The organism is Nocardia sp. CA-119907, assembly GCF_050955995.1.
Taxonomy (GTDB): domain Bacteria; phylum Actinomycetota; class Actinomycetes; order Mycobacteriales; family Mycobacteriaceae; genus Nocardia.
This window is the reverse complement of sequence record NZ_CP192091.1, coordinates 3,178,087-3,192,932: the sequence shown is the minus strand read 5'-3', so window position 1 is coordinate 3,192,932 and position 14,846 is coordinate 3,178,087. Positions and strand designations below refer to the sequence as shown.

At 68.0% G+C, this 14,846-nt stretch carries 10 protein-coding genes; 6 read left to right on the top strand and 4 right to left on the bottom strand.

Annotated features, from left to right (window positions below; all coding sequences use genetic code 11):
* Positions 1–64 precede the first annotated feature (64 nt).
* Entirely contained in the window at positions 65–1,033 is a 969-nt protein-coding gene (locus ACQP2D_RS14055) for a sigma-70 family RNA polymerase sigma factor (protein ID WP_397028468.1), read from the top strand.
* Between the two features lie 252 nt (positions 1,034–1,285).
* Positions 1,286–2,302 carry a LacI family DNA-binding transcriptional regulator gene (locus ACQP2D_RS14050; protein ID WP_433684135.1) on the top strand — a complete coding sequence of 339 codons (1,017 nt, stop codon included), beginning with the start codon at positions 1,286–1,288 and terminating at the stop codon, positions 2,300–2,302.
* 486 nt (positions 2,303–2,788) lie between these two features.
* Here the strand turns inward: ACQP2D_RS14050 and ACQP2D_RS14045 are convergent, their stop codons facing one another.
* Both ACQP2D_RS14045 and ACQP2D_RS14040 read right to left on the bottom strand, forming a co-directional pair.
* Positions 2,789–5,572, bottom strand: a complete 2,784-nt coding sequence (locus tag ACQP2D_RS14045) for a GNAT family N-acetyltransferase (RefSeq protein WP_433684134.1) — start codon at positions 5,570–5,572, stop codon at positions 2,789–2,791.
* Positions 5,565–6,719 (bottom strand): acetoin utilization protein AcuC, encoded by a 1,155-nt coding sequence (locus ACQP2D_RS14040; protein ID WP_433685646.1) that lies wholly within the window; start codon positions 6,717–6,719, stop codon positions 5,565–5,567. Before ACQP2D_RS14040 ends, ACQP2D_RS14045 begins: the two co-directional genes overlap by 8 nt.
* A 321-nt stretch (positions 6,720–7,040) precedes the next feature.
* Here ACQP2D_RS14040 and ACQP2D_RS14035 point away from each other — a divergent pair, with 321 nt between their 5' ends.
* Both ACQP2D_RS14035 and galE read left to right on the top strand, forming a co-directional pair.
* Positions 7,041–7,727, top strand: a complete 687-nt coding sequence (locus ACQP2D_RS14035; RefSeq protein ID WP_354952268.1) for a metal-dependent transcriptional regulator — start codon at positions 7,041–7,043, stop codon at positions 7,725–7,727.
* A 3-nt stretch (positions 7,728–7,730) separates the two neighbouring features.
* Positions 7,731–8,711, top strand: a complete 981-nt coding sequence (gene galE / locus ACQP2D_RS14030; RefSeq protein ID WP_433684133.1) for a UDP-glucose 4-epimerase GalE — start codon at positions 7,731–7,733, stop codon at positions 8,709–8,711.
* Between the two features lie 66 nt (positions 8,712–8,777).
* On the opposite strand, the gene ACQP2D_RS14025 is transcribed toward galE, so the two are convergent.
* On the bottom strand, positions 8,778–10,124 hold the full coding sequence (locus ACQP2D_RS14025) for a DUF4192 domain-containing protein (protein WP_433684132.1): 1,347 nt from the start codon (positions 10,122–10,124) through the stop codon (positions 8,778–8,780).
* Positions 10,125–10,318: 194 nt separating this feature from the next.
* Entirely contained in the window at positions 10,319–10,984 is a 666-nt protein-coding gene (locus ACQP2D_RS14020; RefSeq protein WP_433685645.1) for a sensor domain-containing protein, read from the bottom strand.
* A 341-nt stretch (positions 10,985–11,325) separates the two neighbouring features.
* On the opposite strand from ACQP2D_RS14020, the gene ACQP2D_RS14015 reads away from it, so the two are divergent.
* Both ACQP2D_RS14015 and ACQP2D_RS14010 read left to right on the top strand, forming a co-directional pair.
* On the top strand, positions 11,326–12,270 hold the full coding sequence (locus ACQP2D_RS14015) for a PAC2 family protein (protein ID WP_354952261.1): 945 nt from the start codon (positions 11,326–11,328) through the stop codon (positions 12,268–12,270).
* A 49-nt stretch (positions 12,271–12,319) separates the two neighbouring features.
* Complete coding sequence (locus ACQP2D_RS14010; protein ID WP_433684131.1) at positions 12,320–14,818, top strand: DEAD/DEAH box helicase; 2,499 nt, start codon at positions 12,320–12,322, stop codon at positions 14,816–14,818.
* Positions 14,819–14,846: the final 28 nt, after the last annotated feature.

Sequence of the window (14,846 nt, the reverse complement as noted above, 5' to 3'; positions counted from 1 at the left end):
CGGGGAACTTTCTTCCTGTCGGGTCCGTTGATCGGAGTGAGACACCACCGACAGGAGGCAAGTCATGACAAGCCCCGCCACCACTCGTGTGCGCACCAGCGATTCGGACCTCGACGCCCAGAGCCCTGCTGCCGACCTGGTACGTGTGTACCTGAACGGGATCGGTCGTACCGCACTGCTCACGGCAGCCGACGAGGTCGAGCTGGCCAAGCGCATCGAGGCGGGCCTCTATGCGCAGCATCTGCTGGAGACCGGCAAGCGGCTGTCGGCCACCCGCAAGCGCGATCTGGCCATTATCGTCCGCGAGGGTCAGTCCGCGCGCTCGCATCTGCTCGAAGCCAACCTCCGGCTGGTCGTCTCGCTCGCCAAGCGCTACACCGGCCGCGGCATGCCGTTGCTCGACCTGATCCAGGAGGGCAACCTCGGCCTGATCCGGGCGATGGAGAAGTTCGACTACAGCAAGGGCTTCAAGTTCTCCACCTATGCCACCTGGTGGATCCGTCAGGCGATCACCCGCGGCATGGCCGATCAGAGCCGCACCATCCGCCTTCCCGTGCACCTGGTCGAGCAGGTCAACAAGCTCGCCAGGATCAAGCGCGAACTGCATCAGCAGCTCGGCCGTGAGGCCACCGACGCGGAATTGGCCAACGAATCGGGCATCCCGGTCGACAAGATCTCCGATCTGCTCGACCACAGCCGCGACCCGGTAAGCCTGGATATGCCCGTCGGCAACGACGAAGAGGCGCCGCTCGGCGATTTCATCGAGGACTCCGAGGCCACCTCGGCCGAGTCGGCCGTGATCGCCGGACTGCTGCACCACGACGTGCGCAGCGTGCTCGCCACCCTGGACGAGCGGGAGCAGCAGGTCATCCGCCTGCGCTTCGGTTTGGACGACGGCCAGCCGCGCACCCTCGATCAGATCGGCAAGCTCTTCGGGCTCTCCCGTGAGCGGGTGCGCCAGATCGAGCGTGAGGTCATGTCGAAGCTGCGCAAGGGTGAGCGGGCCGATCGCCTGCGCGCCTACGCCAGCTGAGCACAATTCCGCAGTAGCGGGTGCCGGTGATCCCGGCACGCGCCCCAAACGCCGGACCATATCCGAGGCCGGTCCGGCGTCCGGCTTGGTGACCTCGGACGGGTCACCTCGAAACGCCGACCGGTGTCCGCGCGTCCCGCCCCCTCCGGGTTTCGCGCGAGCCGGTCGGCGATCTCTTGTCGAAAGGCCCTCGCGGCCAGCTGTTCCCATTGTCGGCGATGGCTCGTAGAGCACGGTGCCTAGTATTTCCGCATGCAGGGACCGACACTGCGCGATGTGGCCTCAGCGGCCGGTGTGCATACCGCCACGGCGTCGCGCGCACTCAATCCGAACGCTCGTGCCCTGGTGCATCCGGACACCGCACGTCGGGTGCTGCGTGCGGCGGAATCCTTGGGCTACCGCCCGAATCCGATTGTCAGGAACCTGAAGACCATCAAGTCCGGCACTGTCGGGCTGGTCATCCCCAACCTCACCAACCCGCTGTTTCCACCGATAGTGCGCGGCATCGAGGAGGTCCTGGCCGCCGCCGGGTACAGCACACTTATCGTCAATACCGACGATCGGCCCGACCGCGAGCAGGCCCAGATCACGTCGCTGCGGTCGCGCCAGGCCGAAGGTCTGATCATCGCCACCGCGCTGCTGGAGCATCCCCTGCTGCGCCAGTTGCAGGAGCAGCGCCTGCCGATGGTGCTCGTCAACCGCCGCACCGAAGGGCTCGACATCGGATCGGTCGTCACCAATGACGCGGCGGGCATCGCGCTCGCGGTGCGTCATCTGGTCGATCTGGGTCACCGCCGCATATTGCACCTGGCGGGCCCGCAGACCGCCTCCACCGGTGTCGAGCGCCTGCGCGCCTTCCGAACCGCCGTTCGCGAGCACGGTCTCGACGACTGCAGTCGAATCATGGTGTGCGACAGCTGGACCGAAGATGCCGGTGCTCGCGCCCTGCACGCCGCATTGGACTCCGGCGCGGAGGTCACCGCCGTGGTCGCCGGAAACGATCTCATCGCCCTCGGCTGCTACGACGCCCTCACCGAACGCGATATCACCTGCCCCACCGATATCAGCGTGATCGGCTTCAACGGGCTGCCCTTCCTGGACAAGCTCAATCCCCCACTGACCACCATCGCCATCCCCCACCACGACATCGGCCGAGAAGCCGCCCGCATGCTCCTGGAATCCATCGCCGAACCCGACCGCACCCCCCGCTCGGTCCTTCTGCCCCCATCCCTGGTCATGCGCGGCTCCACCGCCCCACCCCACCACTAGCCGACCGATCGCCCGGTCCCGCCTCGCGACCGGGACGCTGCCACCCAGCACGGCCTCAGCCGCTTCGACTCCGGCCTCCTCCAACGCCCTACCCGCCAGTACCCGCTAATAGCGAAACGCTCTGGCCGATTCTGCCGCCCCTCCGATGCGAACCCGGCACACACCAACACTCCTTGCGCGGCGACCGGTCCTGCGCTCGCAACCCGGCTGGTCCGCCCATCCGACGCGCTAGGAGCCACCATCGAAGCACGCTGACCGAGCCGATCGCCCGGTCCCGAGTCACGCCCGCCACGCTGCCAACATTCCTGGCGCGGCGGCGGGTCCGGCGCTCGCAGCTCCGGCCGATCATTCATCTGACGCGCGACCGAGCGATGTCGAAGCGGTCGACTTCCCGCGCGAGACGGGCACCGCGGATCGCCGGGGAGTTCGTTGCTCGGCCCCACGGCTTGGGCATCCCCGAGATAGCGTCACGAAGCGCGGCAGTGGTCAGCCCAGGCGGCGAGGACCGGTGTCGAAGCGGCTGGGTTCGGGGCCGATGCGGGCTCGGGCGTAGAGGATGGCGGCGGCGTTCGGGGAGGCCAGGACGGGGTCGAAGGACAGTTCGCGGATTTCCGGGAGGTCGTCGAAGAGGGCCGAGACGCGTTGGGCGAGTTCGGCAAGGGCGGGTTTGTCGACGCGCGGGCTGGCGGGGGTGCCGGATAGCAACGGGGCCGCGCGGGGGGCTTCGATGAGCGCGGTGGCCTCGTCGGCGGTGAGCGGGAGGGCCCGGTAGGCGCGATCGCCGAGGAGTTCGATGATCATGCCCGAGAGGCCGAATTCGATGACCGAGCCGAAGGACGGGTCGTCCTGCACCCGCAGCACACAGCCGACGCCCGGGTTGGCCATCTTCTGGATGTGCACCGCCGGATCACCGCACAGCTCCACCAGGTGCGAATACGCCTGGCGCACGGCCTCCGGACGCCACAGGTCCAAGCGGACACCGCTGAGATCCGGTCGCCGCCGCCACATTTCGCCGGTCGCCTTGGCCGCCACCGGATAGCCGAGTTCCTCGGCCGCCGCCACCGCCTCGTCGGGACTGCGGACCTCACGGAACTCGACGACGCGAATGCCGTAGCAGTCCAACAGGTCCACCGCTTCCAGGTCGGTCAGCCATCGACCATCGGACTCCAGCATCCATCCGGCCACCAACCGCTTGGCTCGCTCCGCGTCGATGCCCGCCGGACGCACCACCGTCGATACCGGTTTCGTGCGCCACTGCGCATACCGACGCGCCTTGGCGAGTGCCCGCGCGGCCCGCTCCGGATCCGGATACGACGGAATGGACCCGTGCACCGCTGTACCGCTCCGACCGCGCACCGCGAGGAGGTTCGGAATCCCTTGCTCGGCTACAAAAGTGGTGAGAATGGGTTTGCCCGAATCGGGCACAGCCACCGCGGCCTCGCGGATGGCATCGGCGAATCCGGCCATCGGCAGCGGCACCGGCGGCGCGAAAACCACGATCACCGCATCGATCTCATTCGAGCGCAGGGCGGCGACCACCGCGTCCAGATACGCGCCCGGCGTCGCGTTCGGACCGAGATTCACCGGATCGCCGACCGACTCCTCGTCCACCACCCGTTCGGTGGGACGGGGACGACGAACGTCCTCCGACGCCACCGCGTCGGGCCGCCGCACCTCCAGCCCCTCACCGCGCGCCGCATCGACGGCCAGCCAGTTCAATGCCGCGCTATTTCCGATCACGGCAACTCGTGGACCGGCGGGCAGCGGCTGATAGCCGAGCAGCGCGGCGCAGTCGAACAGCTCCGAAATCGAGTCGACCTGAACGATTCCCGACTGCGCGAACAGGTCACGCACGATGGAGCGGTCCATATCGCCGGTCGGCTGGGACCGCGCGGCCAACCGGCCGCTGCTCACCGCGACGATCGGTTTACTGCGCGCGACGCGACGCGCGATCCGGGAGAACTTGCGCGGATTACCGAAGCTCTCCAGATATAGCAGGATCACATCGGTGGCGGAATCGGTGTCCCAGTACTGCAGCAGGTCGTTACCGGACACGTCGGCGCGATTGCCGGCCGAGACGAAGGTGGACAACCCCAGGTTGCGTGCGGCGGCCTCACCGAGGATCGCCGCACCCAATGGCCCCGACTGACAGAAGAATCCGATCCGCCCGCGCCCGGGCAGCACCGAGGCGAGGGTGGCATTCAACGAGACCGCCGCGTCGGTGTTCGCGATGCCGAGTGCGCTCGGCCCGACCACCCGCATCCCGTGTCCGCGCGCCGCCGCGACCAGTTCGTGTTCGGCGACCACACCACCGGCGCCGGTCTCCCCGAAGCCCGCGGTCAGTACGACCAAACCCTTGACGCCCTTGGCCATACAGTCGTCGAGGACCGAGCCGATCGCCTCGGGAGGCACCGCGACCACGGCCAGATCCACCTCGTCGGGAATATCGCGCACGGTGGGATAGGCTCGTACCCCGCGCACCGATCTCCGGTTCGGATTGACCGGGAACACCGGCCCCTGGAACATCCCGGACAGCATATTGGCCAGAATCACCCCGCCGACCCGGGCCGGACCCATGGTGGCACCGATCACCGCGACCGAACGCGGCGCGAGCAGATTGCCCACACTGCGCGCCTCGGAGGCGCGTTCGCGCGAATCCCGCACCGAGAGCAGGGCTTCGGTGGGATCGATGGCGAATTCCAGATGCAGTACCGAACCGTCCCTGCTGCGCTCCACCTGATAGCCCGCGTCACGGAAGACGGTGACCATCACGGTGTTCTCGGCGAGTACCTCGGCGACGAAGGTTTCGATCTTGTTCTCGGCGGCCGCCCCGGCCAGGTGTTCGAGCAGGATCGAGCCGAGTCCGCGCCCCTGGTGTTCGTCGGCCACCACGAACGCGACCTCGGCGGCCCGTGGTCCGGAGCGGTCGGTCAGCAGTTCGTAGCGACCTACCGCGATGATCGCCTCCCCCAGCACCAGCAGCAGCCCGACCCGGTCGTGATGGTCGACATGGGTGGAGCGGTACAGATCCTTGGGCGAAATGCGCGGGTACGGACCGAAGTAGCGCAGATATCGGGTGCGGTCCGACAGTGCCGCGTGGAACTCCTGCAGCCGATCGGCGTCAGCGGGCGTGATCGGGCGCAACCGCACCACCCCACCATCGGAGGCCAGCACATCGGCGAACCAGTGCTGCGGCGGCGGTGGCGGCACCACGGGAGTGCTGGACGAATCCGGGATGGGCGAATCCGAGATGGGTGGGTTCTCAGTCACGGGGGTCCTCCGGATCCAGTCCGAGCAACCCGAAGGTGGCTCGGCGCGTAGCCAATACGGCCGTATCGATTGCGCGCTGCGCGCGGTCGATACGCGCGTCCCCAGTCTCCCCGGTGCCGCCGGGTCCATCCCACCGGCGGAACGAGATGTCACCACCGTCACCCATGGTGCGCGGCGGGTCGACGGTCGGGGCCGACGCCCGGATCAGTTCGATCCAGTCCTGCGGCACCGCGGTGTCCGGTGCGATGGTGCGATCCAGCGCGGTCGCCAGCAGATGCGTCCAGGCCCGCGGCACGACGCGCACCAGGCCGTAACCGCCGCCGCCGACGGCGAGCCAGCGGCCTTCGGCATACTCGTCGGCCAGATCGCGCATGGCGATGAAGGCAGCGCGCTGACCGTCCACGGTCAGCTCCATATCGGCGAGGGGGTCCTCCCGATGGGTGTCCACACCGCATTGGCTGACCACGATCTGCGGCCGGAACGCCGCGAGCGCGCCGGGCACGATCGCGTGGAAACCGCGCAGCCACTGGGCATCCCGGGTGCCCGGCAGCACTGCCAGATTGATCGCGGTGCCCTCGGCGGCACCGTGTCCGGTCTCCTCGGGCCACCCCGTATTCGGCCACAGGGTCGCCGGATGCTGGTGGATCGAGATCGTCAGCACCCGTGGGTCGGCGTAGAAGGCGCGCTGCACGCCATCGCCGTGGTGCACATCGACATCGATATAGGCGATGCGGTCGTAGCCGTGGTCGAGGAGCCAGGAAATGGCCACGGCCGCATCGTTGTAGATGCAGAATCCGGCGGCCGAATCCGGCATCGCGTGATGCATACCGCCGCCGATACTCACCGCGCGCCGGGTGCGGCCCTCGGCGATTTCGCGCGCGGCGGCCAGCGTGCCGCCGACGATCACCGAGGCCGCCTGATGCATCCGCGGGAATACTGGATTATCCGGCGAGCCGAGGCCATACGGTGGCGCCAGCGGCGCACCCGCTGGCTGCGTGGCATGTTCGACGGCCTCGATGTAGTCGGCGGTGTGAATGCGCAGCAGATCCGGCAGCTGTGCCTGCGCGGGCACCAACGGCTCGACACCGTCGAGTAATCCGAGACTTTCCGCCAGCGCCATGGTGAACTTCAGACGCGCGGGTTTCATGGGGTGTTCCGGCGTCCACGCGTAGTCGAGGAATCGGTCGGTCCAGACAACGGTCCCCGGTCGCGACTCGAGATCACCTTCGTCGAGCGGCGCGGAGCATTCGCCGCGCGGTGCAGTGGCCATGCTCGCAACGCTACGCGGGAAGCTATCCGCCCCGTTGGGCGTTCGTATGCAGTAGAAATACAAGCATGTGCGAACACGGCGACGAGCCGTGCGCCGACAGGATTCCCACAGCGCAGTCACCGGTGTAGCGCGAGACGACGCGGCACGCCGGCGTGTCGACGTGCGTGGGTAGAATTCGTGCCGACGAAGGGGTAACAGGTGAAGGATCTGGTCGACACCACGGAGATGTACCTCCGTACCATCTACGACCTCGAGGAAGAGGGTGTAGTGCCCCTGCGCGCGCGGATCGCCGAGCGCCTCGAGCAGAGTGGTCCGACGGTGAGCCAGACCGTCGCGCGGATGGAACGCGACGGTCTGCTGCTGGTCGCCGGTGACCGCCACCTCGAGCTGACCGAGAAGGGCCGCAGTATGGCGGTCGCGGTCATGCGCAAGCACCGCCTCGCCGAGCGGCTGCTCGTGGACATCATCGGGCTCGACTGGCAGAACGTGCACGCCGAGGCCTGCCGCTGGGAGCACGTGATGAGCGAGGACGTCGAACGACGGCTGGTCGAGGTGCTCAACCATCCGACCACCTCCCCCTACGGCAACCCGATTCCCGGCCTGGACGAGCTGGGCATCGCCCCGCCGAACGCCGCCGAGGAGACCCTGGTGCGGCTCTCGGATCTGCCGCACGGTCAGGTGCACGCGGTCGTGGTGCGCCGTCTCGCCGAGCACATCCAGACCGATCCCGAGGTCATCGGCCAGCTGCGGGAGGCGGGCGTGGTGCCCGACGCCCGGGTGACGGTCGAGACCAAGCCCGGCTCGGTGGTCATCACCGTCCCCGGCCACGAGGGTTTCGAACTCTCGGATGAAATGGCCCACGCCGTCCAGGTGAAGCTGGTCTGAGGCGTGAAACTTCTGGTTACGGGTGGCGCGGGCTATGTCGGTGGCGTCTGCGCGCAGGTTCTGCTCGAATCGGGGCACGAGGTCGTGGTGGTCGACGATCTGTCGACCGGCAATGCCGAGGGCGTGCCCACCGAGGCGCGCTTCGTCGAAGGTGATGTCGCGGTCGCCGCGCCCGCACTGCTCGAGGCCGAATCCTTCGACGGTGTCCTGCATTTCGCCGCGCAGTCGCTGGTCGGCGAGTCGGTGCAGCAGCCGGAGAAGTACTGGCACGGCAATGTGGTGAAGACCCTCGAGCTGTTGGAGGCGATGCGCCGCACCGACACCGCGAAGCTGGTGTTCTCCTCGACCGCGGCGGTCTACGGCGAACCGGAGCAGGTGCCGATCACCGAGGAGGCGCCGACCCGGCCGACCAACCCCTACGGCGCCTCGAAACTCGCCATCGACCACGCCATCACCTCCTACTCGATCGCGCACGGTCTGGCCGCGACCAGCCTGCGCTACTTCAATGTCGCGGGCGCCTACGGCGGCCTCGGCGAAAACCGTGTGGTGGAAACCCATCTCATTCCCCTGGTCCTGCAGGTCGCCCTCGGTCATCGCAAGGCGATCTCGGTCTTCGGCACCGATTGGCCGACACCGGATGGCACCGCGGTCCGCGATTACATCCATATCCGCGACCTCGCCGAGGCCCACCTGCTGGCCCTGGCCACCGCGGAAGCCGGCACACATCGCATCTTCAATCTCGGCAGCGGCACCGGATTCTCGGTGCGCGAAGTGATCTCGGCCTGCGAACGCGTCACCGGACTGCCGATCACCGCCCAGGACGCTCCCCGCCGCCCCGGCGATCCGGCCATCCTGATCGCCTCCAGCGACCGCGCCATCACCGATCTCGGCTGGCACCCCGAGCACAACGACCTCGACGAAATCGTCGCCGACGCCTGGGAGTTCCTCCGGGACCTGGGTCCTCTCGCACACAGCGCGAAGTAGGCCGCTCGGCCCCACTCACCCGGTGGTCGCGCGCCCACGCAACCACCGGGTGGCTGGCCTCGTGCGTCATCGGATAGCCGGGCCCAGGTCTATGCCGAGGTCGGCCGCGATACCGAGGCCGCAGTAGGCCAAGCGGCGCAGGGTGTCCGGGCGCATTCCAGTACGCAGGGAGATCTCGAGCAGGTTCGCCAGGGAGTGGACCGGGTCGGCGTCCAGGGCGGCTTGCAGGGCGATACCCGCGAGGGGACCGTCGCCGCGGATGTAGGCGCTGTAGCCGAGCAGGGTCGCGGCGTCGGCGCGATCGCTGCCCGACAGTGCCCGTACCAGCGCCACCCACAGATTTTCCGCGGCGGCGGCGTGGTCGCCGATCGCCAGGCCGAACAGGGCGTCACGGACGATCCGATCACGCAGCGCGGCGGCCACTTCCGCGTACTCCCGGGCGGTGAGACACGCCCCGGAGTCGGTATTGGCGATCTGCCACAGCAGGTGTTCCAGTGCCCGCCGGTGATAGCCGTTGGGATCGCCGCGCCGCACGGCCGCCGCATACCCCTCGTGCGCGATGGCGCGGGCGCTGTCGAGATGGGCCGCCACCTGCCGCACCAGCTCATCGTCGGTGGCGACCAGGTCGGTCAGTTCCGAACGAGCCGCGCGGATCGGTCGCCCCTCCAGCACATGCGCCACCGCGACCATCGAGGTAGCCGGATCCGGCAGCGTCCCATAATGATTCGCATCGGGCAGACTCCACCACCGCTGGTCCGCCTCGATGGCGCGTACCGCCCACGCACCCTCCAGATACACCTCCTGCGCCGCGAGCCGTCGCGCGAACGCGGCGATCAACGCGCCCAACGGCCCGGTACTCGCCGCGCCGTGTCGGTGGGTGCGCTGCGGTTCGCGCGCTCGGTCGTCGACGATCACCGCGAGCACCTCCGTCGCCCCCTCCGCGGCACAGATCTGCGTGACACATTCCGCACAGGCCGCCGCGAGACCCCGGCGACCGCCCTCGTGATCGAGATCGAATCGCACCACCGCATCAATGATCGGACTGCGGCCCGGATCCGACGCACCCCCCAACACGGCCACCACCAGCGACCGCTCCGGTACGAACCCGACCATCGCGGGGACCGCGACGATCAATTCGCCAGGATCATCGACATGCAGCGCCCCGGCCGGGCCACGATCGCCGAACATCGGTGGCGGTTCCGCACAGGTACCGGTCGCTCGCCCGAAACCCCTTGTGCACTCCGAGGATTCCTCATCGTCGACACCGGAGTCGAAGTCCGGCACCGAGTCGATGGACCGTGCGTGCGCGGATTTGCGCAGGTGCACGGCTGGGCTCGAGCACAATCCATCGCGGGCGGCTGGACCATCGCCAGGGTCTCCCACGGCGGGAACGGGATTCGTGAAAGTTGTCATGCACCGAGAGTGCGCTGCCACGAATCCGGGTCCGAGGCAGTGACCTGGGCTTATCCGGATATTATTTTGCCCTGTGGAAATCGGTTCCTCTGTGGACGATTCGGCCTGCGGAGGCGAAAACAGCGATACCCGTGTCGGTGCTACCTGCTAACCTCGCGCCGCGAGCTCCCGACGCCGATCGACGAAACTCGTACTCACCCTTTCTTCACCTTCCCCACCGCCGTCGTGAACAGCTCGTCCAACGCCGCTGTATCCGGTTTCGCATCGCTGAACGACATGTAGGTCACCGCGATTCGCACATCGCCGATCTGACCGGTCAGCGTCCGCATGGACTGCGTCAGCCCCGGCGTGCTGACCTGCGGCACCACCGTCCGGATCAACGCGAGGGTGTCGTCGGCGTCGATCGGCGGCGGCGCCTGCAGTTCGGTGGTCACCGTCGTCATCGCGCCCGCCCGGCTGACCCGCACCTGCTGACACCGCTGCAACTGCTCGCGCAATGCCGACAGCGGCTGCCCGGTCCTGGTCAACTCGACGGTCATCGTGGCCCGCGTCTGGTTGTCGGTGCCCACCGCGACGGCGGTCTGATTCGGGCCGAATTGCTGCGCGGGCGGGGCACATCCATCGGGTTGCACTGTCGAACCGCGCCCGACCCCGGTCAGATCCCCCGATGCCTGCGCGGCCGCCTCCGGGGGCAGCACCACCGCCTCGTACCGGACCGGGAACTGCGTGGGATCGGGCAATAGTGTCGAAAGCTGCGCCGCCACATGCTGGATCACCGAACTCGGCCCCGAGGCGACCGGATGCCCGGTCACCGTCGACGCGCATCCGGCGAGCAGCGCAACGCTCGCGGCGAGGGACATCCACCCCGATACCGCGAATCCGAGTGGCGCCCTGCGCGTCGAATTCGGCACAGTCACCGTTCCACTGTGCCAAACTCCCCGTGTCCGCCCGCGATGCCACGCCGATCCTTCCGAGCACCCCGCGAGCAGGCCCCAGCAGCCGCGGCCGGGACGGGAATGCGCGGGGCACCACCGATGTTGCCCTCTCTTATGGGTCGGTGTCGCCCGTGGTAACCGGTGTCGGTGTCATGGGGGACAATGGACAGTGGTTGACCGCCGCGAAATGCCCAACAGGCCTAGGACCTGTAAGTTCTCGGCACCAGGCGGCTCGCATCGGTGAACCGCGCAGGAAGGAGTACGCGATGGACCACGAGTCGCGAATGTACGAGTTGGAGTTCCCAGCTCCACAGCTGTCGTCCGACGATGGCTTGGGTCCGGTTCTGGTACACGGACTGGAGGGCTTCACCGATGCCGGACATGCGGTCCGGCTGGCCACCACGCACCTGCGCGAGAGTCTGGAGAGCGAGCTGGTCGCCTCGTTCGATGTCGACGAGCTGCTGGACTACCGGTCGCGTCGCCCGCTGATGACGTTCAAGACCGATCACTTCTCCGACTATGCCGAGCCCGAACTGAACCTCTGGGCGCTGCGCGATACATCGGGCACCCCGTTCCTGCTGCTTTCCGGGCTCGAACCGGATCTGCGGTGGGAGAAGTTCACCACCGCGGTGCGTCTGCTCGCCGAACAGCTCGGTGTGCGCCGCAGCATCGGCCTGAGCGCGATCCCGATGGCGATCCCGCACACCCGCCCGCTCGGCATCACCGCGCATTCCTCGGACCGCGATCTGATCGCCGACCATCAACGCTGGCCGGGCGAGCTACAGGTGCCGGGCAGCGCGTCCTCGCTGCTGGAGTACCGGATGGCCCAGCACGGCCACGAATCCGTCGGTTTTTCGGTGCATGTGCCGCATTACCTCGCGCAGACCGCCTATCCGGAGGCCGCGCAGACCCTGCTGGAGCACGTCGCCGACAACGCTGGCCTGGAAATCCCGCTGGCGGCGCTCGGTGAGGCCGCGGCACGGGTCCGCGAGCAGGTCAACGAGCACATCGCGGGAAACTCCGAGGTAGAGACGGTCGTGCACGCGCTGGAGCGCCAATACGACAGCTTCCTCAGCGCACAGGAACGCCAGTCCAGCCTGCTCGTCGGCGATGGTGAACTCCCGAGCGGCGACGAATTGGGCGCGGAGTTCGAGCGCTTCCTGGCCGAGCAGGGCGGCTACGACGGCGACGAGGGCGAACAGTCCAACTGACCCGATCACCCCGACCGGGCCGTAGACGGCTGCCCGTAGGGTGGTCGGAGTGGATCTGACCGAACTGCTCGAGATACCGGGAACCGACGCCGACGCGCTCTACGAATCCTTCGGGGCATGGGCGGCCGAGCAGGGCACCCCGCTGTATCCGGCGCAGGACGAGGCGCTGCTGGAGTTGGCGTCCGGATCCAATGTCATCCTGGCCACCCCGACCGGGTCCGGCAAATCGCTGGTCGCGGTCGGCGCGCACCTGTTCGCACTCACCCGCGGCCTGCGCACCTACTACACCGCACCGATCAAGGCCCTGGTCAGCGAGAAGTTCTTCGCCCTGTGCGATGTCTTCGGCGCGGACCGGGTCGGCATGGTGACCGGTGACGCGGCGGTGAATCCGGAGGCGCCGATCATCTGCGCCACCGCCGAGATCCTGGCGAATATGGCGCTGCGCGAGGGTGCGGCCGCCGATGTCGGGCAGGTCGTGATGGACGAATTCCACTTCTACGCCGATCCCGATCGCGGCTGGGCCTGGCAGGTGCCGCTGCTGGAACTCCCGCGCGCCCAATTTCTGCTCATGTCGGCCACTCTCGGCGAGGTCGACTTCTTCGCGGCCGATCTGCGCCGCCGCACCGGCAATCCGACCGAGATTGTCGCGGGCACCGAACGCCCTGTCCCGCTGAGCTTTTCCTACGCGCGCACCCCCATCACCGAAACGTTGGAAGATCTTGTCACCACCAACCAGTCACCGGTGTACGTCGTGCATTTCACCCAGGCCGCGGCCCTGGAACGCGCGCAGGCGCTGACCAGCGTCAATTTCGCGACCCGCGCCGAAAAGGATGCCATCGCAACGGCACTCGGCGATTTCCGGTTCTCCTCCGGCTTCGGCAAAACGCTGTCGCGGCTGATCCGCCACGGTATCGGCGTACACCACGCGGGCATGCTGCCCAAGTACCGCCGTCTGGTGGAGCGCCTGGCCCAGGACGGTCTGCTCAAGGTGGTGTGCGGCACCGACACCCTCGGCGTCGGTATCAACGTGCCCATCCGCACGGTGCTGCTCACCGGCCTGACCAAATACGACGGTGTGCGCACCCGCAGGCTCAAGGCGCGCGAATTCCATCAGATCGCGGGCCGCGCGGGCCGGGCGGGCTACGACACGATGGGCACCGTTGTCGTGCAGGCCCCCGACCACGAGGTCGAGAACACCCGGCTGCTGGCCAAGGCGGGCGACGACCCGAAGAAGCAACGCAAGGTAGTGCGCAGGAAACCGCCGGAGGGCTTCGTGTCCTGGAGCGAGGACACCTTCGACCGTCTGGTCGCCGCCGCCCCCGAACCGATGGTGTCGCGCTTCGCCGTAACCAACTCCATGCTGCTCAATGTGATCGCCCGCCCCGGCAATTGCTTCGACGCCATGCGCCACCTGCTCGAGGACAACCACGAGCCGCGTCCCGCCCAGCGCCGCCACATCCTGCGCGCCATCCGCCTGTATCGCGCCCTGCGTGACGCCGGTGTGGTGCAGCAGCTTCCGGAACCCGACGCACAGGGCCGCCGCGCCAGGCTCACCGTCGACCTGCAGCGCGATTTCGCCCTCGACCAACCCCTGTCCCCGTTCGCCCTGGCCGCACTGGAACTGCTCGACAAGGACACCCCCGGCTACACCCTCGACGTCATCTCCCTCATCGAATCGACGCTCGAGGATCCGCGCCAGCTGCTCATGGCCCAGCAGCACAAGGCCCGCGGCCAGGCGATCAGCGAGATGAAGGCCGACGGCATCGAATACGACGAACGCATGGAACTCCTGGAGGAGGTCACCTGGCCCAAACCCCTCGCCGAGCTGATCGAGCCCGCCTTCGAGACCTACCGGGCCGGGCACCCCTGGATGTCGGAGTTCGCCCCGTCCCCCAAATCGGTCGTCCGGGACATGATCGAACGCTCGATGACCTTCGCCGAGCTGATCTCGCACTACGAACTGGCCCGCTCCGAGGGCGTGGTGCTGCGCTACCTCGCCGACGCCTACCGCGCGCTGCGCCGCACCGTCCCGGAAGCCGCGCGCACCGAGGACCTCGACGATATGACCGAATGGCTCGGCGAACTTGTCCGCCAGGTGGATTCGAGTCTGCTCGACGAATGGGAGCAGCTCACCAATCCGGGCGCGGAGACCGATGCGGATCAGCTCGCCTTCGGCGCGGAGTCGGTGCGCCCGATCTCGGCCAATGAACGCGCCTTCAAGGTGATGGTCCGCAACGCCATGTTCCGCCGCGTCGAACTGGCCGCCCTGCGCCGCTGGGAGACCCTCGGCGAGCTGGGCCAAGGCCCGGACTGGGAGGCGGAGCTGAGGCCCTATTTCGACGAGTACGACAGCATCGGCACCGGGCCGGACGCCCGCGGTCCGCAACTGTTCCAGGTGGAACAACGTCCCGGTTTCTGGCATGTGCGTCAGGTGCTCGACGATCCCGCGGGCGATCGCGGCTGGGCACTGGCGGCGGTCGTCGATCTCGCCGAGTCCGATGCCGCGGGTGAGGTCGTATTCGACGAGGTCACGGTAGTCGCAGGGTGATCATGGTCAAGGTGTCGTCAACGAGTTA

Coding starts and splice junctions, on each gene's coding strand:
- ACQP2D_RS14055 (WP_397028468.1), top strand. CDS start 65: ATGACAAGCCCCGCCACCACTCGTGTGCGCACCAGCGATTCGGACCTC.
- ACQP2D_RS14050 (WP_433684135.1), top strand. CDS start 1,286: ATGCAGGGACCGACACTGCGCGATGTGGCCTCAGCGGCCGGTGTGCAT.
- ACQP2D_RS14040 (WP_433685646.1), bottom strand. CDS start 6,719: ATGAAACCCGCGCGTCTGAAGTTCACCATGGCGCTGGCGGAAAGTCTC.
- ACQP2D_RS14025 (WP_433684132.1), bottom strand. CDS start 10,124: ATGACAACTTTCACGAATCCCGTTCCCGCCGTGGGAGACCCTGGCGAT.
- ACQP2D_RS14020 (WP_433685645.1), bottom strand. CDS start 10,984: ATGTCCCTCGCCGCGAGCGTTGCGCTGCTCGCCGGATGCGCGTCGACG.
- ACQP2D_RS14015 (WP_354952261.1), top strand. CDS start 11,326: ATGGACCACGAGTCGCGAATGTACGAGTTGGAGTTCCCAGCTCCACAG.